This is a genomic window from Streptomyces sp. NPDC034111 (assembly GCF_055575375.1).
Genome location: NZ_JBVIST010000031.1, coordinates 1 through 22,854 on the forward strand (window position 1 = coordinate 1; position 22,854 = coordinate 22,854).

A 22,854-nucleotide genomic window follows, 5' to 3' on the forward strand; every position below is an offset into this window, starting at 1 on the left:
TGGTACTGCAGGGGGGACCCTGTGGGAGAGTAGGACGCCGCCGAACAAATTTTGGGAAGAGCCCCACACCGAATGGTGTGGGGCTCTTCTGCGTTTAGGGTCGACTCCATGCGCTACGACCTGATTATTTTCGATAACGACGGCGTCCTGGTGGACAGCGAACCGATCTCCAATCGGATCCTGGCCGGTTACCTCACCGAGCTGGGCCACCCGACCACATATGAGGAATCGCTGCGGGATTTCATGGGCGGCGCGATGCACCGTATCCACGAGGTGGTGCTGGCGCGGTCCGGCAAGCGGCTGCCCGACGACTTCGATGAACGCTTTCATGCCCGGGTTTTTGAGCAGTTCCGCCGGGAGTTGGCGGCGGTTGTGGGGGTGGGCGAGGTGCTGGAGAAGCTGACGGCCGATGAGGTGCCGTACTGCGTGGCGTCGTCGGGGAGTCATGAGCGCATACGGGTGGCGTTGCACAAGACCGGGCTCTTCGAGCGGTTCAGGGAGGAGCGCATCTTCTCCTCGCAGGATGTCGGGCGGGGGAAGCCGGCGCCGGATCTCTTTCTGCATGCGGCGCGGGAGATGGGCGTGGCGCCGGAGCGATGTGCGGTGGTGGAGGACAGTCCGCTGGGGGTGCGGGCGGCGGTTGCCGCGGGGATGGATGTCTACGGGTTCACGGCGATGACCGCGCGGGAGAAGCTGGCGGAGGCCGGCGCCACCGCGCTGTTCGCCCGGATGGCGGAGCTGCTGGCGTTGTTGCAGTAGGGCGAGGGTCGGGGTGCGGGGGCGTCGGTGTTCGCAAGTGATTCGGGATCACCCGTCGGATGTATGTCGGAATGGGCGGTGTGATCCAGCTAGCCGGCGGTAGTGGGGAGTTCTGGGCTGACCGGCCATGACGGCCCCTTGGGTACCAGGAGCGCAGCCGCGGCACGGCCGGATCTCGCTTGCGGTCAGCTTCTTCAACCAGGGGGCGGTCTTCGCCCTCCTTGTGACGCGGTTACCGGCGATCCAGGTCAGGTACGGGACCGGGTGCTGCGGTCTGTGCAGCCCGTGGTCTGTGTGGCGCTGCTGGCCGTCGGGGCGGTCGGCTCGCTGGCGCAGGTCGCGGTGGCGCCGGCGGTGTTCGGGCTGTCGGTGGGGGCCGTTCTGGTGCCGCTGGCGCTGCTGGTGGGCCGGTGAGTCGTGGATCAGGAGTCGATGGGCCGTCAGCCCTGGTACGGGCGCGTCCAGGAGGGGAACGGTGTGGGGCCGTGGTCGCGGTGGGTGGCTTTGCGGTGGTGGCGGCCGCGCCGGGGGCCTGGGCAGGGATGGCCGGGTGCACGCTGCTGGGGTTCGGGCTGTGTGTGATCGTGCCGGAGACCTTCGCGGCGGCGGGGCGGTACGCGTACGAGAACCATGGGCCGGAGGCTTCGGACGCGGCCATCGCCCGGTTGAACATCTTCGACTAGGTGGGCTTTCTGATCGGCTCTCCGTTGGTGGGGGCGCTCGGTGAGGCCTGGAGCTATCGGGGGGCGATGCTCGTACCGATGGCCCTGGTGCTGGTGACGCTCGTGTATGCCCGCTCGTTCGGGGCGCCGAAGGCCCGATACGGTGACGGGCATGAGCGGCCGCGCACAGCTGATGTGGGATGAGGCAGTAACGGGCTACGACTTCGGGTCCGGGCATCCGATGGACCCGGTCCGGCTCGCGCTGACCATGCGTTTGGTGGAGGCGTTCGAGCTCGACCGCGGGGGGCTGGAGGTGGTCGCGGCCAAGCCGGCCGGGGACTCCACCCTGCGGCTGGTGCATCGTCAGGACTACATCGACGCGGTCCGCCGGGCCTCGGCCGACCCGGCTGCCGCGGACCCCTCCTACGGGCTGGGTACGGCGGACGATCCGGCGTTCGTGGGGATGCACGAGGCGTCCGCGCTGATCGCCGGGCAGTCGGTCGGTGCGGCGGAGGCCGTCTGGCGCGGCGATGCGGTGCATGCGGTGAACTTCGCCGGCGGGCTGCACCACGGGATGCCCGGCGGTGCGTCCGGCTTCTGTATCTACAACGACGCCTCGCTGGCGATCGCCCGGCTGCTGGAGCTGGGCGCCGAGCGGGTGGCGTATGTGGACGTGGATGTGCACCACGGTGACGGGGTGCAGGCGACGTTCTGGGAGGACCCGCGGGTCCTGACGATCTCGCTGCACGAGCATCCGCGGACGCTCTTCCCGCAGACCGGCTGGCCGGAGGAGACCGGCGGCGACGGTGCGGTGGGCAGCGCGGTGAATGTGGCACTGCCGGCCGGGACCGCGGACGAGGGCTGGCTGCGGGCCTTTCACGCGGTGGTGCCGGACCTGCTGGGGGCCTTCCGGCCGCAGGTGATCGTGACCCAACATGGCGCGGACACCCACTTCGAGGACCCGCTCGCGCATCTCGCGGTGAGCCTGGACGCCCAGCGGGCGGTGGCCGAGTCGTGCCATGCGCTGGCGCATGAGCACGCGGAAGGCCGGTGGGTCGCGCTCGGTGGCGGCGGCTATGCGGTGGTGGACGTGGTGCCGCGCAGCTGGACACATCTGACGGCGATCGCGGCGGGCCGGCCGATCGACCCGGCCGCACGGGTGCCGGAGGCCTGGCGGCACGAAGTGTTCCGCCGGACCCGGCAGTTGGCGCCCCAGCGGATGACGGACGGACGTACGCCGCAGTGGCGGGACTTCGTCGACGCCGGCTACGACCCGGCCGACCGGCTGGACCAGGCGGTGCTGGCGACCCGCCGGGCGGTCTTTCCGGCGCACGGGCTGCTCCCGTAGGGCGACGGGCCGGGGGCTTCCGAACGGCCCGTGCGCCACGGAGGTGTGACGTTCCGTCGGTCGGGGCACCCGTAGGGCGGCCAACGGTCAGCATGGTGGGTGTGTGGGGCACCGGAGAGCTGCGGGCGCATCTGATCGAGGCGCGGCTCGCGGGGACGATCGCGACCGCGCGGGAGAAGAGCCTGGGGCGCTACCGGCTCTTCGCGGCGCGTGACCCGCGGGTGCTGCTGGGGCTGGATCCCGAACGGGACTGGGCATTCGGTGAAGTACTGAGACTGATGGGGCAGAAGTGCGGGGTTTCGGTCGATCCCTCGCATACTTCCGGCCCGGATGTGATTGATCCGGACCGCACGATCGCGGCGCTCGACCGGTTCGCCGAGCGGGTCGGTGAGGCGGCCGGCCGTGGCGCACCGGTGCTGCTCGGCACCGGCCATCCGCACCGGCTGCTGGACTTCTACGCCGCCCTCGCAGACGCCCTCTCGTCGGCGGGCTGCCCCGTACTCACCTCGGCGTATGGCTCTCGTGTCGACATAGCGACCCGGTTCGGCGTACGTACCGGCATCCTCGACTACGTACGAGGAGTCGCGATGATGCGAGAAACCGGCGTGCGGGGCGCGCCCGGGGCGGGGGGCGTGCACACCCATTCGCCGCTGCCGGTACGGACCGTTCTGGGGGCCGCGGCGGACGCCGGAGGGCCGCTTCCGGAGCTGGTGATCGGGGACCACGGCTGGGTCTGCGGAGCAGGTCAGCTGGGCATTGCGGCGATCGGACTGGCCGATGCGGACGACCCCGCGCCGTTCGTCGGACAGGCGGAGGGAAGGGTGCTCGAGGTGGTGCCGCTCGACGACGGGGCGCGGGCCGCGTCCTACCGGCCACTGGTCCGCTATGTGCTTAATCGTGCGGGTCTGTCACGGTAGGCGGCTGTTCGCTGCTCCTCTTCCCCACTCGCATCACCCGCCCCTAATCTGGGGAGTGAGCGCATAGCGACGAAGAGTCACCGGAGGGGAAGCCGGTGACCGTCTTATGCGGAAGGTGCAGGTGTGGCATGGCTGGTGACCAGAGGCCTCTGAACGAGGTTGTGTTCCTTACCGTGGCGGAAGTTGCCACGGTGATGCGAGTGTCCAAGATGACCGTGTACCGCTTGGTGCACAGCGGTCATCTGCCCGCTATTCGCGTGGGGAGGTCTTTCCGGGTTCCGGAGCAGGCGGTTCACGACTATCTCCGGGAGTCCTTCGTGGGGGTGGAATCAGCCTGACGGGTCCGTTGCCGACCCTCGGATTACGCCGTTCGCCCGGCGCCGGGTAGGCTGGCCCGATGTAGGTAGTGTGGGCTCGGACGCCCCGCACCGAGTGATTCGAAGTGAGCGAGGGTAGTCGTGGGCTCTGTTATCAAGAAGCGGCGCAAGCGGATGGCCAAGAAGAAGCACCGCAAGCTGCTCAAGCGCACCCGCGTTCAGCGTCGTAACAAGAAGTAAGCGACGCTGATCGCGATTTCGCAGCCCCCTGTCGCCTTGGTGCGATCGGGGGCTGCGGCGCGTTTGTGGGCCGTATGGACGGTGGTCGGACGGAAATGTCGCCGCAGGCATCCCGTGGTCATCACAGCGCAACACCGACCCGATAGCGTGGCCTGCACAGCTGGACCAGGGGAAGTCGCGGCGGGAAGGAAGGGCTGATCTTGGGAAAGGTCGTGCTCGTCACGGGAGTCGCACGGCAGCTGGGCGGTCGGTTCGTCCGCCGCATCCAGCGCGATCCCGACGTCGACCGGGTGATCGGGGTCGACGCCGTACCACCGGAGCACCATCTGGGCGGCGCCGAATTCCTCAAGGCCGACATCCGGCATCCGGCGATCGCCAGGGTCCTGGCCGAGACGGGCGTCGACACGGTCATCCATATGGACATCAACGGCACGCCGTTGGGCAAGCGCGGTGGCCGCACCTCGGTGAAGGAAACCAACGTCATCGGGACGATGCAGTTGCTGGGCGCCTGTCAGAAGGCACCCACCGTCCAGCGCGTGGTCATCAAGTCCAGCACCAGCGTCTACGGCTCCGCGCCCAGGGACCCCGCCGTCTTCACCGAGACCACCACCCCCAAGTCGCTGCCCAGCGGCGGCTTCGCCAAGGACGTCGTCGAGGTCGAGGGCTATGTCCGCGGTTTCGCCCGGCGCCGGCCCGATGTGGCGGTGTGCGTGCTGCGGTTCGCCAACATCCTCGGACCGTGCGCGGACTCCCCGCTCGCCGAGTACTTCTCGCTGCCCGTGCTTCCCACCGTCCTCGGTTACGACCCCCGGCTTCAGTTCGTCCATGAGGACGACGCCATCGAGGTGCTGCGGATCGCCGCCGCCGCGCCACGCCGCGGCACGCTCAACAGCGGCACCTTCAACATCGCCGGGGACGGCGTCCTGCTGCTGTCGCAGACCTCCCGGCGGCTGGGGCGGCCCACCCTGCCGCTGCTGCTGCCCACGGTGACCTGGGCCGGTACGGCGCTGCGGGCCGTTGGCATCACGGACTTCTCGCCGGAACAGATCCGGCTGCTCACGCACGGCCGGGTGGTCGAAACGACACAGATGCGCGAGACACTGGGGTTCCAACCGAAGTACACGACGGCGGAGACCTTCGCGGAATTCGCCCGCAGCCGCGGCCCCGGGCTGCTGCCGCCCGAGTCCCTCGCCCGCACCGTCGACCGGCTCGCCGGAGTGCTGCCCGCACGCGGCGCCCTGACCCAGTGAGGAGTTCACCCACGATGGCGGACGCCAAGGTCATCCCCTTCGGCGAGGAGCCCAGGGCGCGCAGAAAGGCCAGGCGGGCCGGGCGCGCGGGGCGCGGTACGGCGCTGGCGCCCGTACCGGAGGCACGGACCGAGCACCCGCCGACGGCGCCGCCGCGGCCGGGACCGCGGTCCCTGGACGAGCGGATCGCGGGCGGGCTGGCCTTCCTGCGCCGGCGGATCACCGGCGACTACGAGGTCGACGACTTCGGCTACGACGAGGAGCTGACCGACCAGGTCCTGATGTCGCTGCTGCGGCCCTTCTACGAGAAGTACTTCCGGGTCGAGGTCAAGGGCGTCGAGAACATCCCCGCGGCCGGCGGGGCGCTGATCGTCGCCAACCACTCCGGGACGCTGCCGCTGGACGGCCTGATGCTCCAGGTCGCGGTGCACGACAACCATCCGGCGCAGCGTCATCTGCGGCTGCTGGCGGCCGATTTGGTGTTCGTCCTGCCGGTGATAAACGAGCTGGCGCGCAAGGCCGGGCACACCCTGGCCTGTGCGGAGGACGCCCAGCGGCTGCTGGAGCGCGGCGAGATCGTCGGGGTGATGCCGGAGGGCTTCAAGGGCATCGGCAAGCCCTTCGCCGACCGCTACAAGCTTCAGCGCTTCGGGCGGGGCGGTTTCGTCTCGACGGCGTTGAAGGCCGGGGTGCCGATCGTGCCGTGCTCGATCGTGGGCGCGGAGGAGATCTACCCGATGATCGGGAACGCCAAGACCCTGGCGCGGGTGCTGGGGCTGCCGTACTTCCCGATCACGCCGACCTTCCCGTGGCTGGGGCCGCTGGGCGCCGTGCCGCTGCCGACGAAGTGGACGATCCAGTTCGGCGAGCCGATCCCGACGGACGGCTATCCGTCGGAGGCGGCGGACGACCCGATGCTGATGTTCAACCTGACCGACCAGGTCCGCGAAACGATTCAGCACACCCTGTACAAGCTGCTCGTGCAGCGGCGCTCGGTGTTCTTCTGAGAGAACGCCGAGCGCCGTCGGCGGACGCCTTCTGCTACTTCGGCAGGTCCTCGCCGTTGATGCCCAGCTCGGGCAGCAGGCCAGGGAGCAGCGGTGGCAGGGTGACATCGGGGTGGCTGCCTGTGTCACTGCCGCCGCGGTGCCTGCCCTCCTGCGGCGCCGTGCTCTCGCCCTTGGACGACGGGTCGAGCAGACCGCCCGTATCGCCGCCGAGCAGGCCGCCCTCCTGGGACGGCGAGGCCGACGGGCGAGGGCCGTGCGAGCCGGCGGCGTGCTTGCCGGAGGCGGAGTGGCTGCCGGACGGTGCCGGGCGGCCCTCGGGGCCGGAGCCGGTGCCCGCGGAGGCGGGCGTGTCGCGGGGGTGGCTCTTGCCGTCCGGGGTGGCCGGCAGCAGCGAGCGGAGCGGACCGACCTCTTGGTCTATGGCGTCGAAGACCGAACTGACCTGGTCCCGGACGTCCATGAGCTGCACCGGGAGCCGGTCGCGCAGCTGCGACCAGGTGCCGCGGTGCGACTTGGTGAAGGAGTTCAGCGCCTGGATGGGACCGAGCGAGCCGTCGCGCTTGTACGCCGCGTGCAGCAGGCGGTGGCCCTCGCCCGCGTCGTGGGTGACGCCGGAGAGCGCCCTGCGGACCGCGCCGAGCGCTTCATGGTCGAGGTGGCCGACCCGGTCGCGCTCAATCAGACGGCGGGCCTCCAGCATGCGGGTGGAGGCCTGGTCGAGGTAGAGCCGGCCGCGGTCGGAGTCGTCGTCGGCCATGCCCAGCCTGAGGTCCTCCATGCCCCGCTTGAGGCCGTAGAGGGAGTCGCCGGGGAGGGCGTCGGAGCTGGCCGCGGCGACCCCGCTGAAGGCCCCGGCGGCGACACCGACCGTCAGCCCGCCCGCCGCCAGCCCCTTGGAGAGGCGGGAGCGCGGCCGGAGCCGGCCGATCGTTTTCCCGGCGCGGTGCGCGCCCCTGTGTTCTCGCTGCTCGGGCACCCGGGCACCCTCGGACGGAGCGCCTTCGGCGAAGGCGGCCTCCATCGCGGCGAGGAGCTGGGCGCGCTGGACAGTCTTGACCTCGGCAGCCATCTCGGGCCTCGGGAGCCTCCCGAGGCCGTCGGCGACCGCCAACAGCCGTGTTTCGCCCGGCGCTTGCGCCGGATTGTCGACCTGGTCCTCGGCCGCCGCGCCCTCGAGGACCTGCTCCTCCAGGGCCTGGGCGAAGGCGTTGGCCCGCCGGTGCACCGAGACATTCACGATCACGGGCGGCACCTCCTCTCGTCATCCCGCTCGACTCCCCGGACTGGCTTTGACTATCCAGACGGGCCGGACGGTTGCACGCTGCTGTCCACGGCCACCCGATCGAGTGAGGGGCAGCGGGCATGGCGTGACCGCATGGAGCCTGCATCCCGCACAACGAGCGGCGCGGCACTCGGGTTACGCACTCACGATGATCTGACCGACCAGACATGGACGGTCACCGAGCGTGAGCGAAGCGCGGCGTGCGGACGGTCGGAGAGAGGCGTACGGGGGGGTGGGTAGGGGTCAGCGGGCGTCTTCGGGGAGAAGACGCGCCAGGGTTCGGACGGCGCGGTACTGGAGGGTCTTGATCGCGCCCTCGTTCTTGCCCATCACACGGGCGGTCTCGGCGACCGAGAGGCCCTGTAGAAAGCGCAGCGTGACGCATTCCTGCTGTTGGGGGTTGAGCTTGCGTACCGCCTCCAACAGGGCGGCGTTGGAGAGGGATTCGAGGACCGAGTCCTCGGGGCTGCGCTCGACCTCGTTGGCGTCGAGCATCTCTCCGGTGGTGACTTCCAGGCGGAAGCGCGAGGACTTGAAGTGGTCGGCGACGAGGTTACGGGCGATGGTCACCAGCCAGGCGCCGAAATCACGGCCCTGCCAGGTGAAGGTGCCGATGCGGCGCAGGGCGCGCAGAAAGGTCTCGCTGGTGAGGTCCTCGGCCGTGGCACGGCCGCCCACGCGGTAGTAGATGTAGCGGTAGACCGTGTCGGCGTACTGGTCGTAGAGGCGGCCGAAGGCCTCGGCCTCACCGGCCTGGGCGCGTTCGACGAGGTCCATCATGCGACGGCTGTCGCTGTCGGCGGGGCGGCGGGCGGTGGCCGTGCCGGCGCCGGAGCGGCGGGTCCTGCCGGCGGCCTTGCCGACCGCAGCACTCCCGTCGGCCAGGGCGTAGCAGGGTCCGGCGGCGGGGACGGCTGAGGCGAATGCGGGGACGGCGTACGCGGTGGGGACAAAACTGCGCAGGTGGTCGACGAGTGTCGTACGCAGCGTAGCCAGGCCCGAGGCGTCAACCCCGACGTGTGGGTACACGGGACTCCCAGAGGCAGAGCTTCCATCACGTGCAGTGCGGGACCGTTCACTCGTCGTAGGGACGTGTGGGTTCCGGATTGCGTCTGAGGAGAATAACGCTTCGTACAGGCAGCGCTACACCCAGTTGCTCAAATCATCGATTACTTACGGTCCGTGCCGGGTTGGTGGCAGATCAAGTATCGAATACTGAGCAACTATTGATCGGAAGGGAACGCAATCTGCCTGGTTGGAGGGCGTGTTGTGGCTGAGCGTCAGCAAGAGGACTGACGGGGCGGCGCGGGGGGTAGAGACCGGGGATGGCCCGCCCCGCCGCGCGGCGATCACACCTGGTCAGCGGCGTCGGCGCTGGAGGGCGACCGCGGCCGCCGCGCCGCCCGCGAGGGCGCCCACACCGGCCGCCGCCGGGATGCCGATCTTGGCCGCCTTGCGGCCGGTGCGGTAGTCCCGCAGCCGCCAGCCGTGCTCCCGGGCGTGCTTGCGCAGCCGGCTGTCGGGGTTGATGGCGTACGGATGTCCGACGAGCGAGAGCATCGGGATGTCGTTGGCCGAGTCGCTGTAGGCGGCGCAGTGCGACAGGTCCAGGCCCTCGGCGGCGGCCAGGGCGCGGACCGCCTCGGCCTTGGCCGGGCCGTGCAGCGGTTCGCCGACCAGCTTGCCCGTGTAGACCCCGCCGACGGACTCGGCGACGGTGCCCAGGGCGCCGGTCAGGCCGAGCCGGCGGGCGATGATCGTGGCGGTCTCCACGGGGGCCGCGGTCACCAGCCAGACCTTCTGGCCGGCGTCGAGGTGGGCCTGGGCGAGGGCGCGGGTGCCCGGCCAGACGCGTTCGGCCATGTACTCGTCGTAGATCTCCTCGCCGATGGACATCAGCTCGGCGACGCGGTGTCCCTGGACGATGGAGAGCGCGCTGTTGCGGACGTCCGCCATGTGCTCGGGGTTCTCCGAGCCGGCGAGCCGGAAGTAGATCTGCTGCCAGGCGAAGCGGGCCAGATCGCGCTTGTGGAAGAAGTGCCGCTTGTACAGGCCGCGGCCGAAGTGGAAGAGCGCGGCGCCCTGCATGACGGTGTTGTCGAGGTCGAAGAAGGCGGCCGCGGCGGTGTCCCCGACGACCGGGAACTCGGGCTCGGCGGCGGTCTCCTCGACGGGCGGTGCCTCCTGCGAGGACTTACGGGCGGCCTCGGCCGCGGCCTCGCCGGCCAGCACGCTGCGGGCCGTGGCGGGGCGTCGGCGGCGGGGGATCCAGCCCAGGTCGAAGAGCGCCGCGGAGGGCAGCCAGCCGGATCGGCGAGCGGGCGGCGAAGGGGGCGTCCCGTGGGAACTCCTGCCGGGGCGGTGGTCGGGCGACGGGCGGGCCATGCGGACAGCGTAGCCAGTTTGTTCGGTGCTTCCGGTTACGGGCGCGTGTCCGGAGGGCCTGGAGAGCCCGACGGTTGTATTACGGCCATGTCCCGGCGTGCGGCACCCGGCTCAGGCGCCCAGGGCCGTCCGCAGCCGCTTGGGGTCCACCCGCCAGAAGTCGTGCTGGGCGCCGTCGACCAGGACGACCGGAATCTGCTCCCAGTACTTGCGGTGCAGCTCGGCGTCCTCGGTGATGTCCTTCCTCTCCCAGGACGCGCCGGTCTCGGCGCACACCTTCTCGATCACCGCCTGGGCGTCGTCGCACAGGTGGCAGCCGGGCTTGCCGATGAGGGTGACCATCCGGTCGGCGGGGCTCTTGCGGGGGCTGCGGCTGAACAGGGGGGCCATGACCCCATTGTGCCGGGTCACCGCGGTCCGGGGCGGCTCTCCGCGGGGCGGGGTCGCTTACCATCGATGGGCGATTTGTAGGTTTCCGGGGGGATGGTGGTGAGGAGTGAGGGCGCGTGCTGCCGTTGGTGCTGCCGTGTTTCACGGGTGGCGCGAGTGAACGGTGTGACGTGGGAGTTGGTTCCACGGAGGCCCGTAAAGGGCGCGTGACCCCCATCACTTTGGCCGGACAAAGCGGACACCATCTTTGTGCACGCGTTCACAAAGACATAGCCTGCTGTAGACAGGGCGGTCGGGTTCCGTACGGGCGCCCGCAGCCCCGCTCTACCCGCAGGAGCACCGTGGCAACTGGCCGAACTCACCGACCGGCGACCCGAAGCCGAGGGATTCCCGAGGCCACCGTCGCCAGGCTTCCGCTGTATCTGCGCGCACTGACCGCGCTCTCCGAGCGCTCGGTGCCCACGGTCTCCTCCGAGGAGCTGGCCGCCGCGGCGGGGGTCAACTCCGCCAAGCTGCGGAAGGACTTCTCCTACCTGGGCTCCTACGGGACCCGGGGCGTCGGCTACGACGTGGAGTACCTCGTCTACCAGATCTCCCGTGAGCTGGGGCTGACCCAGGACTGGCCGGTTGTCATCGTCGGTATCGGTAACCTCGGCGCCGCGCTCGCCAACTACGGCGGCTTCGCCTCCAGGGGCTTCCGCGTCGCCGCGCTGATCGACGCCGACCCGGCCATGGCCGGCAAGCCCGTCGCGGGCATCGCGGTCCAGCACACCGACGAGCTGGAACACATCATCGAGAGCAACGGCGTCTCGATCGGCGTCATCGCCACGCCCGCCGGGGCCGCCCAGCAGGTCTGCGACCGCCTGGTCGCCGCCGGTGTCACCTCGATCCTCAACTTCGCGCCGACCGTACTGACCGTCCCCGACGGGGTGGACGTACGCAAGGTCGACCTGTCGATAGAGCTCCAGATCCTCGCCTTCCACGAGCAGCGCAAGGCCGGCGAGGAGGCCGGGCCCGAGGGCGGTGCCCCGGCCGACCGTGCCGCCGCCGTCGCGGCCGAGGCGATCGCGGGCGACCGCAAGGGACCTGACGGGGACGTGCCCGCCGTGATGCCGGCATGAGCGAGCGCAGCGAGCGAATCATGGAAAGGTGCGTCACAGACGAAGGCTGTGCCTCGCGAAGCGAGGTGCAAGCATGAGTCTGCTGGTCGTCGGACTGAGCCATCGCAGTGCGCCGGTGAGCGTGCTGGAGCGGGCCGCGCTCGCCCCGGAGGCGCGCGGCAAGCTGTTGCAGGACGCGGTGTCGGCCGAGCCGGTCACCGAGTCCGCGGTGCTCTCCACCTGCAATCGCATCGAGCTCTACGCCGACGTGGACAAGTTCCACGCCGGTGTCGCCGAGCTGTCCACCCTCCTGGCCCGCCACAGCGGCGTCGGCCTGGAGGAGCTGACCCCCTACCTCTACGTCCACTACGAGGACCGCGCCGTCCACCACCTCTTCTCGGTGGCCTGCGGCCTGGACTCGATGGTCGTCGGCGAGGGCCAGATCCTCGGCCAGATCAAGGACGCACTGGCCGTCGCCCAGGAACTGCACACCGCGGGCCGGCTGCTGAACGACCTGTTCCAGCAGGCCCTGCGGGTCGGCAAGCGCGCCCACAGCGAGACCGGCATCGACCGGGCCGGCCAGTCGCTGGTCACCTTCGGGCTCGAACAGCTCGCGGCGGGCCAGGACGTCGAGGCCTGGACGCGCGGCAAGCGGGCTCTGGTCATCGGCGCGGGCTCGATGTCGTCGCTGGCCGCCACCACCCTCGTACGCAACGGCATCGGCGAGCTGGCCATCGCCAACCGCACCGTCGAACGCGCCGAGCGGCTGGTACAGATCCTCACCGAGCCCGGCGGGCCCGGTGCCGGTGGGGGTACCTCCCTGTTCGAGCGGAGCCGAGAACTTGGGGGACGGCTGCGCGCCCGCGCGGCCGCGATGAGCTGCATCGAGCACGAGCTGGCGGTCGCCGACATCGTGGTCTCCTGCACCGGCGCGACCGGGCTGGTCCTCGGCGGCGAGCTGGTCGCGGCCGCGCTCAGCGGCCGCGAGGCGCCGCTCGCGCTGCTCGACCTGGCCATGCCGCGGGACATCGACGCCGCGGTCCACCGGTTCGAGGGCGCGCATCTGGTCGACATCGAGTCGCTGGCCGACGCGTCCGCCGACGCTCCGATGGCGGCCGATGTGGACACGGTGCGCGGCATCGTCTCCGACGAGGTCGCCGCGTTCGGCGCCGCCCAGCGTGCCGCGCACATCACCCCCACGGTGGTCGCCCTGCGCACCATGGCCGCGGACGTCGTCAGCAGCGAGATCGCCCGGCTCGACGGCCGCCTCCCCGACCTCGACGACAAGCAGCGCGCCGAGATCACCCAGACCGTACGCCGCGTCGTCGACAAACTCCTGCACGCGCCCACGGTGCGGGTCAAGCAGCTCGCCAGCGAGCCCGGTGGCGCCGGGTACGCCGATGCGCTGCGGGAACTCTTCGACCTCGACCCGCAGACGGTTGCCGCCGTCAGCCGGGCCGACACGCGCGGCGGCAGCCACGATGCACGGGAGCGGGCATGAACGACAGCACTACGAGAGCACTGCGGCTGGGTACCCGGCGCAGCAAGCTCGCGATGGCCCAGTCCGGGCAGATTGCCGAGGCGGTGCGCGAGCTGACCGGCCGCCCCGTCGAGCTGGTGGAGATCACCACCTACGGCGACACCTCCCGTGAGCACCTCGCGCAGATCGGCGGCAGCGGTGTGTTCGTCTCCGCGCTGCGCGATGCGCTGCTCGCCGGGGAGATCGACTTCGCCGTCCATTCGCTCAAGGACCTGCCCACCACGCAGCCCGACACCCTGGCCCTGGCCGCGGTCCCCGTACGGGAGGACCCCCGGGACGCGCTGATCGCCAGGGACGGGCTCACCTTCGAGGAGCTGACCGCCGACCCGGAGCGCACCGCCCGGATCGGCACCGGCTCCCCCCGGAGGATGGCGCAGCTCAACGCCTGGGCCAGGTCGCTGGGCCGGCGCATCGAGACCGTGCCGATACGCGGGAACGTCGACACCCGTATCGGCTTCGTCGAGAAGGGTGAACTGGACGCGGTCGTACTGGCCGCCGCCGGACTCACCCGCATCGGCCGCATCGACGTGGCGACGCAGCTGCTGTCGCCCGACGTGGTTTTGCCCGCCCCCGGCCAGGGGGCACTGGCGATCGAGTGCGCCAAGGTCAATGTGGACCTCGTCGCCAAACTGGCGGAGCTCGACGACCCGGACACCCGGGCCGCCGTGACCGCCGAGCGTTCCCTGCTCGCCGCCCTGGAGGCCGGCTGCTCCGCACCCGTTGGGGCGCTGGCCGACCTTTCCCCAAGCTCTCGACTTCGCTCGAGCAGGGGAGGCCCCAAGGCTGACGAGCAGGCTGTCACCGAATTGCATCTGCGTGGTGTCGTCGGCACGACCGACGGCAGCACGCTCGTGCAACTGTCCACCACCGGGCACGTACCCGCCTCTCCCGACGATGTGTCGGCCCCGCTGCTGCTGGGCCGTGAACTCGCCGCCGAGATGCTCGCAAAGGGTGCGGCCGGTCTTATGGGGGAGCGAGCACTTTGAACCCCACCGCCCCAAACCACTCCGCCTCCGGTCAGGTCACCTTCCTGGGTGCCGGGCCGGGAGACCCGGGCCTGCTGACGCTGCGTGCCGTGGAGGCGCTGGCCTCCGCGGACGTACTGATCGCCGACCCGCAGGTGCTGGACGTCGTGCGTGTGCATGCGCGAGCGCAGGTGGACACACCACTACAGGCATCAGCTGACGAGGCGTCAATCGCCGCCGACATCCCCACCCTTCGGGACACCGCCAATCTTGTCATGGCGGCCGCCCGTGCGGGCAAGCGGGTCGTGCGGGCGGTCACCGGTGACCCCGGCCTGGACGGGAACGTCGCCGAGGAGATGCTGGCCTGCGCCGCCGAGGGCATCCTCTTCGAGGTGGTGCCCGGCATCGCCGCGGCCGTCGGTGTGCCCGCGTACGCCGGTGTGCCGTTGCGCGATGCCCAGGGCACCGACGTGCGCTTCATCGACGCCCGCAGCGCCGATGACCGCTGCTGGTCCGAGGTCGGCACCAGCGACGCCACCGCCGTGGTCTCCACCACCCTCGACGCGGTGGCCGCGGCCGCCGCCGAGCTGGTCTCCGCCGGCCGTAAGCCCGACACCCCGCTGACCGTCACCGTCGCGGGCACCACCACACGCCAGCGCACCTGGACCGCGACCCTCGGGTCCATCGCCCAGGTGCTCAAGGCCGCCAAGGTGCTGCCCTCGCCGGACGGCGGCCAGCCGGTCATAGCCGTGGTCGGTGAGCGCAGCGCCGCAGCGCAGCGTGACCGCCTTTCGTGGTTCGAGTCCAAGCCCCTCTTCGGCTGGCGGGTGCTCGTGCCGCGTACGAAGGAGCAGGCCGCGTCGCTCTCCGACCAGCTCGTCTCGTACGGGGCGGTGCCGCACGAGGTCCCGACCATCGCCGTGGAACCGCCGCGCACCCCCCAGCAGATGGAGCGCGCGGTCAAGGGCCTGGTCACCGGCCGGTACGAGTGGATCGCCTTCACCTCGGTCAACGCGGTCAAGGCCGTCCGGGAGAAGTTCGAGGAGTACGGCCTGGATGCCCGCGCGTTCGCCGGGATCAAGGTCGCCGCGGTCGGCGAGCAGACCGCCAAGGCGCTGGTGGCCTTCGGTGTGAAGCCGGACCTGGTGCCGTCCGGTGAGCAGTCCGCCGCCGGACTGCTGGAGGACTGGCCGCCCTACGACCCGGTCTTCGACCCGATCGACCGGGTGTTCCTGCCGCGCGCCGACATCGCCACCGAGACCCTGGTCGCCGGGCTGATCGAGCTGGGCTGGGAGGTCGACGACGTCACCGCCTACCGGACCGTGCGGGCCTCGCCGCCGCCGGCCGAGACGCGGGAGGCCATCAAGGGCGGTGGCTTCGACGCGGTGCTCTTCACCTCGTCCTCGACCGTGCGCAACCTGGTCGGTATCGCCGGCAAGCCGCACAACGTGACCGTGATCGCCTGTATCGGTCCGGCCACCGCCAAGACCGCCGAGGAGCACGGGCTGCGCGTGGACGTCATGTCGCCCGAGCCCTCGGTGCACAAGCTGGCCGAAGCGCTCGCGGACTTCGGGGCGGCGCGGCGCGATGCCGCGATCGAGGCCGGTGACCCGGTCACCCGGCCGAGCGAGCGGCGGCCGGGGTCGCGCCGCCGGGCCCGCAGCTGACCCTTCCATGGCCGGCCGGGCGCCCCTTCCGGGGGCGCCCGGCCGACGCCGTGTTGGCAAAGGCGCCTGCGGGGCGGGCGTAGCGTGGACGGCATGACGAAGTACGGAAGCTTTCCGGGGGCGCGGCCGCGTCGGCTGCGTACTACCCCCGCCATGCGACGAATGGTTGCGGAACACCGCCTGAACCCGGCCGACCTGATCCTCCCGGCGTTCGTCCGGGAGGGCATCACCGAGCCGGTGCCGATCAACGCCATGCCCGGCGTCGTCCAGCACACCCGCGACACCCTGCGCAAGGCCGCCGTCGAGGCGGTCGAGGCCGGCGTCGCCGGGATCATGCTCTTCGGTGTGCCGCTGGACGAGAAGAAGGACGCGGCGGGCACGGCCGGCACGGACCCGGACGGCATCCTTCAGCACGCCATCCGGGATGTGCGGGCCGAGGTCGGCGACGACCTCGTGATCATGTCGGACCTGTGCCTGGACGAGTACACCGACCACGGCCACTGCGGTGTGCTGGACGCCGACGGCCGGGTGGACAACGACGCGACGCTGGAGCGCTACGCCGAGATGGCGCAGGTCCAGGCCGATGCGGGCGTCCATGTGGTGGGCGCCAGCGGCATGATGGACGGTCAGGTCGGCGTGACCCGTGACGCGCTGGACCAGACCGGCCACGAGGACGTCTCGATCCTCGCCTACACCGCGAAGTACTCCTCGGTGTTCTACGGGCCGTTCCGCGAGGCCGTGGGGTCGTCTCTGAAGGGCGACCGCAAGACCTACCAGCAGGACCCGGCCAACCTCCGCGAGTCGCTGCGGGAGCTGGCGCTCGACCTGGAGGAGGGCGCCGACATGGTCATGGTCAAGCCGGCGCTGCCCTACCTGGACGTGCTCGCCAAGATCGCGGACGCGGTGGACGTGCCGGTCGCGGCGTACCAGATCTCCGGCGAGTACGCGATGGTCGAGGCGGCCGCCGAGAAGGGCTGGATCGACCGGGACAAGGCGATCCTGGAGACCTTGACCGGCATCAAGCGGGCGGGCGCGAACATGATCCTCACGTACTGGGCCACCGAGGTCGCGCGGGGGCTGTGACGGAGCTCGCTGTTTGGGGGAGTCGCGGGGCGCGTATTCGTGAGCATGAGCAACTGCTCATCCGCGCCCCAACTCCCCTGAAGAGAAGAGCACTTCGGACGTGTTACGTACCCGCTTCGTCAGATGCGCGGTGGCTCCGGCCACCGCGCTCGCCCTTTTCATGGCCACCCCCGCCGTCGCCCGGCCCCGGCCCTCGGAGCCGGCCCCGGCGCTCGCCGCCTTCCGGCATGTGAAGGTCCCCGGCGCCCACGGCGCCGCGCTGGACGCCGCCACCTGGATCCACCAGGACACCACCCCCCGCCCCGCCATCGTCATGCCCGCCCCCTGGACGGGGATCGGCTGGCACACCTACACGGTGCTGGCGGCCAAGTACGCGCTGGCCGGCTACAACGTCCTCGCGTACACCCCGCGCGGCTTCGGCGCCTCGGAGGGCGAGGTGGAGGGCGGCGGCGAGGCCGACGTCCAGGACGGCTCCAAGGCGCTGGACCACCTCCTCGCGCACGCCCACGGCCGCACCACCAAGGTCGGCTTCACCGGCGAGTCCTACGGCTCCGGCCTCAGCCAGCTGATCGCCGCGCACGACACCCGGGTCGACGCGGTCGCCGCGCTGAGCACCTGGGGCGACCTGGGCGAGGCGTTCTACGAGAACCGCACCCGCCATCTCGGGGCCGTACGGGCCCTGCTGGCCATCTCCGGCCGCGCCCGGCTCAGCCCGCGCACCCGCCAGGCCTTCGACGACGTCCTGGCCGAGCGCCACATCTCCCGGACCCTGGCCTGGACGAAGCAGCGCTCCCCGCGGACCTTCCTCGCCGCCCTCAACAAGCGCCGGGTGCCGGTCTTCTACGCCCAGGCGTGGCACGAGACGCTCTTCCCTCCCAACCAGACGCTGAAGACCTTCAACCGCCTCACCGGGCCCAAGCGCATCGACCTGTCCATCGGGGACCATGCGGCACCCGAGATGGGCGGGATCACCGGCCTGCCCAACCACGTCATCAACGACTCCCGGCGCTGGTTCGACCGCTTCCTCAAGGGCGAGCGGAACGGCATCGACACCGAGGGCCAGGTCCACAGCCAGGTGATGTGGAAGTACTGGCCGTGGCTGCGCGAGACCCGGCCCGCCTGGAGCGCGTTCACCGAGCGCACCGAGCGCCTGAACCTGGCCGCGCCGGACGGCAACGGCACCGACGGCGCGCTGCGCACCGCACCGTCCACCGGCTGGCGGATGGCCCTGGCCTCCGGCACGGACACCACGGCGAGCGCCGCGGGCCCGGTCGTCTTCCTCGACGGATACCAGGAGATGCTCGGCCACCCCAGGACGTACTGGACCGGCACCATCTCCCGTCAGCACGCGGCCGTCTGGACCGGCGCGCCGGCCCAGAGCACCACCCGGCTGCGCGGCGCCCCCCGGCTGCGGCTGACCTACACCGCCGGCACGGCGCGGTCGACCGTCGTCGCCCACCTCTTCGACGTCGGCCCGCTCGGCACGGCGCATCTGATCACCCATGCGCCGTTCACCGCACCGGACGACCGTGCGGGCCGGCCCGTCACCGCCGACATCGCCCTTCAGGCCGCCGCGTACGACGTCCCGCAGGGCCACCGGCTGATGCTGGTCATCGACACCAAGGACCCGCTCTACAGCGACGCCAACGGCCCGGGCGGCACCCTCACCGTCACCTCGCCGCGGGCCAGGCCCTCGTACCTGGAGCTGCCGACCGGCTGAGCGGCCGGCCGGCCACCGCTCCGGCCGTGAAACGGAGCGGCCCCGTACAACAGCGATGCTGTACGGGGCCGTTGTGCCAGGTGCCCAGGACGTCTCCCGGGCGCCCGCGGGCTCAGAGACGCTCGGGGGTGCGGATACCGAGCAGCGCCATGCCCTGGTGGAGGGTGCGGCCGGTCAGATCGACGAGGAAGAGCCGGTTCTCGACCACCTCGGCCGGGTTGTCCGCGCTGATGACCTGGCACTTCTCGTAGAACGCGGTCAGGTGCGAGGCGAGCTGGTACAGGTACGCGGCCAGCCGGTGCGGCTCGTAGGACGCCGCGGCCTCGGCCAGCACCTCGCCGAACTGGTCGAGGTGCAGACCGAGCGCCCGCTCCGCCGGGGCCAGCGCCAGCTCCGGGTGGGCGGCCGGCCGGGTGTCGCCGGCCTTGCGCTTGATCGACTGGATACGGGCGTAGGCGTACTGGAGGTACACCGAGGTGTCGCCGTTCAGCGACACCATCTGGTCCAGGTCGAACTTGTAGTCCCGGGACGCGGACGTCGACAGGTCGGCGTACTTCACCGCGCCGATGCCGACCTGCGCACCGTTCTCGACGATCTCCTGCTCGCTCAGCCCGACCTTCTCGGCCTTCTCCCGCACGACGGTGGTGGCCCGCTCGACCGCCTCGTCCAGCAGGTCGACCAGCCGCACGGTCTCGCCCTCACGGGTCTTGAACGGCTTGCCGTCGGCGCCCAGCACGGTGCCGAACGCCAGCTGCACCGCGTGCGTCTTGTCGTTCAGCCAGCCGGCCCGCCGCGCGGTCTCGAAGACCATCTTGAAGTGCAGCGACTGCCGGGCGTCGACCACGTACAGCAGGGTCTCGGCGCCGAGGTTCTGCACCCGGTCACGGATCGCGGACAGGTCGGTGGCGGCATAGCCGTAACCGCCGTTGGACTTCTTGACGATCAGCGGGACGGGGTTGCCGTCCGGGCCCTTGACGTCGTCGAAGAAGACGCACAGCGCGCCCTCGGAGCGCACCGCGACACCGGACTCCTCCAGCAGCCGGCAGGTCTCCTCCAGCATGTCGTTGTAGCCGGACTCACCGACGACATCGGCGTCCCGGATGTCCATGTCGAGCTTGTTGAAGACCGAGTAGAAGTAGATCTTCGACTCGTCGACGAACCGCCGCCACATCTCCAGCGTCTCGTCGTCGCCGGCCTGGAGCTGCACCACCCGCTGCCGGGCCCGCTCCTTGAACTTCTCGTCGGCGTCGAAGAGGGCCCGCGACGCCTTGTAGAGCCGGTTGAGGTTGGACATGGCCTCCTCGCCGGAGACCTCCGCGCTCTTGTGGTCCAGCTCGTGCGGGTGCTCGGTCAGGTACTGGATCAGCATGCCGAACTGCGTGCCCCAGTCGCCGATGTGGTGCCGCCGGATCACCTTCTCGCCGGTGAACTCCAGGATCTCCACCATCGCCGCACCGATGACGGCCGAGCGCAGATGCCCGACGTGCATCTCCTTCGCGACGTTCGGCTGGGCGTAGTCGATCACCGTCGTCCCGGCCTTCGCCGCGTACGGCACGCCCAGCCGGGCGTCCGCGGCCCGCTCTGCCAGCGTCCGGACGATCGCCTCGTCCGAGACCGTGATGTTGAGGAAGCCGGGGCCGGAGACCTCGATCTCCGCGAGCACGTCGTCCGCGCCGATCGCGTCCACGACCTTGGCCGCCAGCTCCCGGGGGTTGCCCTTGAGCTTCTTCGCCAGCGCCAGCATGCCGTTGGCCTGGAAATCGGCCCGGTCGCTTCGGCGCAGCAGCGGGTCGACGGCGCCGGCCTCCGGCAGGGCTGCCGTGAGGGCGTCGGCGACGCGCTGGTTGACCGAGGCTGCGAGGGACGGGACCGAGGCCATGGAGCTGCACTCTCTACTGGGAGGCGGTGTCTTTGCGAGTGTGTTTGAAGGAGAAAGGGTTTGCCAGCGAGTATCCCACGCCGATACCACTGAATTTCTGTCCTGCGGACGTCTGGGAGAATGGGAGCCGTCAGGCTTTTGTGCGTCGGACGCGCAAGACGGCGCAAACGGGAAGCACCAGGAAGAGGAAGGGCCGATCGTGGCTCAGCAGAGCACCGAGACCGACTGGGTCTCCAGGTTCGCGGACGAGGTCATTGCCGAGGCGGAGCGCCGCGCCCCGGGCAAACCCATCGTCTGCGCCTCGGGCCTGAGCCCCTCCGGCCCGATCCACCTCGGCAACCTCCGCGAGGTCATGACCCCGCACCTGGTCGCCGACGAGATCCGCCGCCGCGGCCTTGAGGTCCGCCACCTGATCTCCTGGGACGACTACGACCGCTACCGCAAGGTTCCGGCCGGTGTCCCGGGCGTCGACGCCTCCTGGGCCGAGCACATCGGCAAGCCGCTGACCTCGGTACCGGCGCCGGCCGGCTCCGCGTACCCGAACTGGGCCGAGCACTTCAAGGCCGCCATGGCCGAGGCGCTCGCCGAGATGGGCGTGGAGTACGACGGCATCGGCCAGACCGAGCAGTACAACTCCGGCGCGTACCGCGAGCAGATCCTGCACGCGATGCGGCACCGCGACCGGATCGACGCCATCCTCGGCCAGTACCGCACGAAGAAGGACGGCGCCCAGAAGCCGCAGAAGTCGCAGAAGTCGCAGAAGCCGGTCGACGAGGCCGAGCTGGAGGCCGCCGAGGGCTCCGGCGCCGCGGCCGAGGACGACGGCAGCGGCGGTTCGGCCGGCTACTTCCCGTACAAGCCCTACTGCGGCCGGTGCGAGAAGGACCTCACCACCGTCACCTCGTACGACGACGAGACCACCGAGCTCGCCTACACCTGCACGGAGTGCGGCTTCGGCGAGACGGTCCGGCTGAGCGAGTTCAACCGCGGCAAGCTGGTCTGGAAGGTCGACTGGCCGATGCGCTGGGCCTATGAAGGGGTGATCTTCGAGCCGTCCGGCGTCGACCACTCCTCGCCCGGCTCGTCCTACGTCGTCGGCGGGCAGATCGTCCGCGAGGTCTTCGACGGCGCCCAGCCCATAGGGCCCATGTACGCCTTCGTCGGCATCAGCGGCATGGCGAAGATGTCCTCCTCCAAGGGCGGGGTGCCCACGCCGAGCGACGCCCTGAAGATCATGGAGGCGCCGCTGCTGCGCTGGCTGTACGCCCGCCGCAGGCCCAACCAGTCCTTCAAGATCGCCTTCGACCAGGAGATCCAGCGGCTCTACGACGAGTGGGACAAGCTCGCGGCGAAGGTCGCCGAGGGCACCGCCCAGCCCGCCGACGAGGCCGCCTACCTCCGGGCTGTCGGCACCGCGGCCGGTCCGCTGCCCGCCACCCCGCGCCCGCTGCCCTACCGCACGCTGGCCTCGGTCGTGGACATCACCGCCGGCCATGACGAGCAGACCCTGCGCATCCTGGGCGAGCTCGACCCGGACAACCCGGTCACCTCGCTCGACGAGACCCGGCCCCGGCTCGACAGGGCCGAGTACTGGATCACCACCCAGGTCCCGGCCGACCAGCGCACCGTCGTGCGCGAGGAGCCGGACGCCGAACTGCTGAAGTCCCTCGACGACACCGACCGCGAGTCGCTGCGGCTCCTGCTGGACGGCCTCGACTCGCACTGGTCGCTGGACGGACTGACCCACCTGGTCTACGGCGTGCCGAAGGTCCAGGCGGGCTTCTCCGCCGATGCGACGCCGAAGGAGCTGCCGCCGGAGATCAAGGTGGCGCAGCGGACGTTCTTCGCGCTGCTGTACCACCTGCTCGTCGGCCGGGACACCGGGCCGCGGCTGCCCACGCTGCTGCTGGCCGTCGGCGCCGACCGGGTGCGCAAGCTGCTCGGCGACTGACGCACGCGCCGGCGGGTGCGGCCGCCGAGTCGTAGCCCGCGGTGCGGGCCTGCGACCTTAGGGTGACAACGGGTTCGGCCTTGGGGAGGAGGATCCCCGGGGCCGGACCCGTCACGCTGGGGTCATGAGGGGATTCATCGGCTTCATCATCATGATCCAAGGGGCGATGGGCTTCATCGGCCAGGTGTTCTTCGACGGCGCCTGGGGGCTGCTCGCCCACTGGTTCGACGTGCCGTCACCCGCCTACCTCGGCCTCTTCGCGGCCGGCGCGGCGCTCGCCGTATGGGGCGACGCGGACAGGAAGCGCAAGCAGAAGCAGCTGGGGTCGGGGGAGGCGTAGGGCGGCGTGGGGCGGCGCGGGGGCGGCGTGGGTCGGGAATACGGCCTGC

Annotated in this window: 21 protein-coding genes and 1 pseudogene; 17 read left to right on the forward strand and 5 right to left on the reverse strand. The window is 70.8% G+C overall.

Annotated features, from left to right (window positions below; all coding sequences use genetic code 11):
- Positions 1–108 precede the first annotated feature (108 nt).
- From ACZ55A_RS36065 to ACZ55A_RS36105, 9 genes and pseudogenes are all read left to right on the forward strand, one after another.
- Entirely contained in the window at positions 109–759 is a 651-nt protein-coding gene (locus ACZ55A_RS36065; protein WP_468849186.1) for an HAD family hydrolase, read from the forward strand.
- Between the two features lie 264 nt (positions 760–1,023).
- Positions 1,024–1,173 carry a hypothetical protein gene (locus ACZ55A_RS36070; protein WP_468849187.1) on the forward strand — a complete coding sequence of 50 codons (150 nt, stop codon included), beginning with the start codon at positions 1,024–1,026 and terminating at the stop codon, positions 1,171–1,173.
- Positions 1,174–1,232: 59 nt separating this feature from the next.
- Positions 1,233–1,625 (forward strand): annotated as a pseudogene (locus ACZ55A_RS36075) (MFS transporter); the annotation flags it as partial.
- On the forward strand, positions 1,594–2,769 hold the full coding sequence (locus ACZ55A_RS36080) for an acetoin utilization protein AcuC (RefSeq protein WP_468849189.1): 1,176 nt from the start codon (positions 1,594–1,596) through the stop codon (positions 2,767–2,769). The pseudogene ACZ55A_RS36075 and the gene ACZ55A_RS36080, both read left to right, overlap by 32 nt.
- A gap of 101 nt (positions 2,770–2,870) precedes the next feature.
- On the forward strand, positions 2,871–3,686 hold the full coding sequence (locus ACZ55A_RS36085; RefSeq protein ID WP_468849190.1) for a phosphatase: 816 nt from the start codon (positions 2,871–2,873) through the stop codon (positions 3,684–3,686).
- Positions 3,687–3,814: 128 nt separating this feature from the next.
- On the forward strand, positions 3,815–4,024 hold the full coding sequence (locus ACZ55A_RS36090) for a helix-turn-helix domain-containing protein (RefSeq protein WP_030985880.1): 210 nt from the start codon (positions 3,815–3,817) through the stop codon (positions 4,022–4,024).
- Between the two features lie 120 nt (positions 4,025–4,144).
- Complete coding sequence (locus ACZ55A_RS36095) at positions 4,145–4,243, forward strand: 30S ribosomal protein bS22 (RefSeq protein ID WP_003948845.1); 99 nt, start codon at positions 4,145–4,147, stop codon at positions 4,241–4,243.
- Between the two features lie 200 nt (positions 4,244–4,443).
- A complete protein-coding gene (locus ACZ55A_RS36100) occupies positions 4,444–5,493 on the forward strand; it encodes an NAD-dependent epimerase/dehydratase family protein (RefSeq protein ID WP_468849192.1) in 1,050 nt (349 codons plus the stop codon).
- A gap of 14 nt (positions 5,494–5,507) precedes the next feature.
- Positions 5,508–6,500, forward strand: a complete 993-nt coding sequence (locus tag ACZ55A_RS36105; RefSeq protein ID WP_468849193.1) for a lysophospholipid acyltransferase family protein — start codon at positions 5,508–5,510, stop codon at positions 6,498–6,500.
- 34 nt (positions 6,501–6,534) lie between these two features.
- Here the strand turns inward: ACZ55A_RS36105 and ACZ55A_RS36110 are convergent, their stop codons facing one another.
- From ACZ55A_RS36110 to ACZ55A_RS36125, 4 genes are all read right to left on the reverse strand, one after another.
- Complete coding sequence (locus tag ACZ55A_RS36110; RefSeq protein WP_468849195.1) at positions 6,535–7,746, reverse strand: DUF5667 domain-containing protein; 1,212 nt, start codon at positions 7,744–7,746, stop codon at positions 6,535–6,537.
- Positions 7,747–8,028: 282 nt separating this feature from the next.
- Positions 8,029–8,814 (reverse strand): ECF subfamily RNA polymerase sigma factor, BldN family, encoded by a 786-nt coding sequence (locus ACZ55A_RS36115; RefSeq protein WP_468849196.1) that lies wholly within the window; start codon positions 8,812–8,814, stop codon positions 8,029–8,031.
- Positions 8,815–9,144: 330 nt separating this feature from the next.
- The gene (locus tag ACZ55A_RS36120; RefSeq protein ID WP_468849272.1) at positions 9,145–10,017 is read right to left on the reverse strand and encodes an HAD family hydrolase; all 873 of its coding nucleotides are present in this window, start codon (positions 10,015–10,017) and stop codon (positions 9,145–9,147) included.
- Between the two features lie 264 nt (positions 10,018–10,281).
- Entirely contained in the window at positions 10,282–10,560 is a 279-nt protein-coding gene (locus ACZ55A_RS36125) for a glutaredoxin family protein (protein WP_468849198.1), read from the reverse strand.
- 341 nt (positions 10,561–10,901) lie between these two features.
- Here ACZ55A_RS36125 and ACZ55A_RS36130 point away from each other — a divergent pair, with 341 nt between their 5' ends.
- From ACZ55A_RS36130 to ACZ55A_RS36155, 6 genes are all read left to right on the forward strand, one after another.
- Positions 10,902–11,681, forward strand: a complete 780-nt coding sequence (locus ACZ55A_RS36130) for a redox-sensing transcriptional repressor Rex (protein WP_468849200.1) — start codon at positions 10,902–10,904, stop codon at positions 11,679–11,681.
- A 73-nt stretch (positions 11,682–11,754) separates the two neighbouring features.
- Positions 11,755–13,161 (forward strand): glutamyl-tRNA reductase, encoded by a 1,407-nt coding sequence (locus tag ACZ55A_RS36135; protein WP_468849202.1) that lies wholly within the window; start codon positions 11,755–11,757, stop codon positions 13,159–13,161.
- Positions 13,158–14,186 (forward strand): hydroxymethylbilane synthase, encoded by a 1,029-nt coding sequence (gene hemC, locus ACZ55A_RS36140; RefSeq protein ID WP_468849204.1) that lies wholly within the window; start codon positions 13,158–13,160, stop codon positions 14,184–14,186. The genes ACZ55A_RS36135 and hemC overlap by 4 nt, the downstream gene beginning before the upstream one ends.
- Positions 14,183–15,832: a bifunctional uroporphyrinogen-III C-methyltransferase/uroporphyrinogen-III synthase gene (locus ACZ55A_RS36145; RefSeq protein WP_468849206.1), complete on the forward strand. Its 1,650-nt coding sequence runs from the start codon at positions 14,183–14,185 to the stop codon at positions 15,830–15,832. The genes hemC and ACZ55A_RS36145 overlap by 4 nt, the downstream gene beginning before the upstream one ends.
- A gap of 93 nt (positions 15,833–15,925) precedes the next feature.
- The gene (gene hemB / locus ACZ55A_RS36150) at positions 15,926–16,915 is read left to right on the forward strand and encodes a porphobilinogen synthase (protein WP_468849207.1); all 990 of its coding nucleotides are present in this window, start codon (positions 15,926–15,928) and stop codon (positions 16,913–16,915) included.
- A gap of 100 nt (positions 16,916–17,015) precedes the next feature.
- A complete protein-coding gene (locus tag ACZ55A_RS36155) occupies positions 17,016–18,635 on the forward strand; it encodes a CocE/NonD family hydrolase (protein ID WP_468849209.1) in 1,620 nt (539 codons plus the stop codon).
- Positions 18,636–18,747: 112 nt separating this feature from the next.
- Here the strand turns inward: ACZ55A_RS36155 and argS are convergent, their stop codons facing one another.
- A complete protein-coding gene (gene argS / locus ACZ55A_RS36160; protein ID WP_468849210.1) occupies positions 18,748–20,514 on the reverse strand; it encodes an arginine--tRNA ligase in 1,767 nt (588 codons plus the stop codon).
- Between the two features lie 196 nt (positions 20,515–20,710).
- On the opposite strand from argS, the gene lysS reads away from it, so the two are divergent.
- Positions 20,711–22,465 (forward strand): lysine--tRNA ligase, encoded by a 1,755-nt coding sequence (gene lysS, locus ACZ55A_RS36165; RefSeq protein ID WP_468849273.1) that lies wholly within the window; start codon positions 20,711–20,713, stop codon positions 22,463–22,465.
- A gap of 124 nt (positions 22,466–22,589) precedes the next feature.
- Positions 22,590–22,805, forward strand: a complete 216-nt coding sequence (locus ACZ55A_RS36170) for a hypothetical protein (protein WP_468849211.1) — start codon at positions 22,590–22,592, stop codon at positions 22,803–22,805.
- The last annotated feature ends 49 nt before the right edge of the window (positions 22,806–22,854 follow it).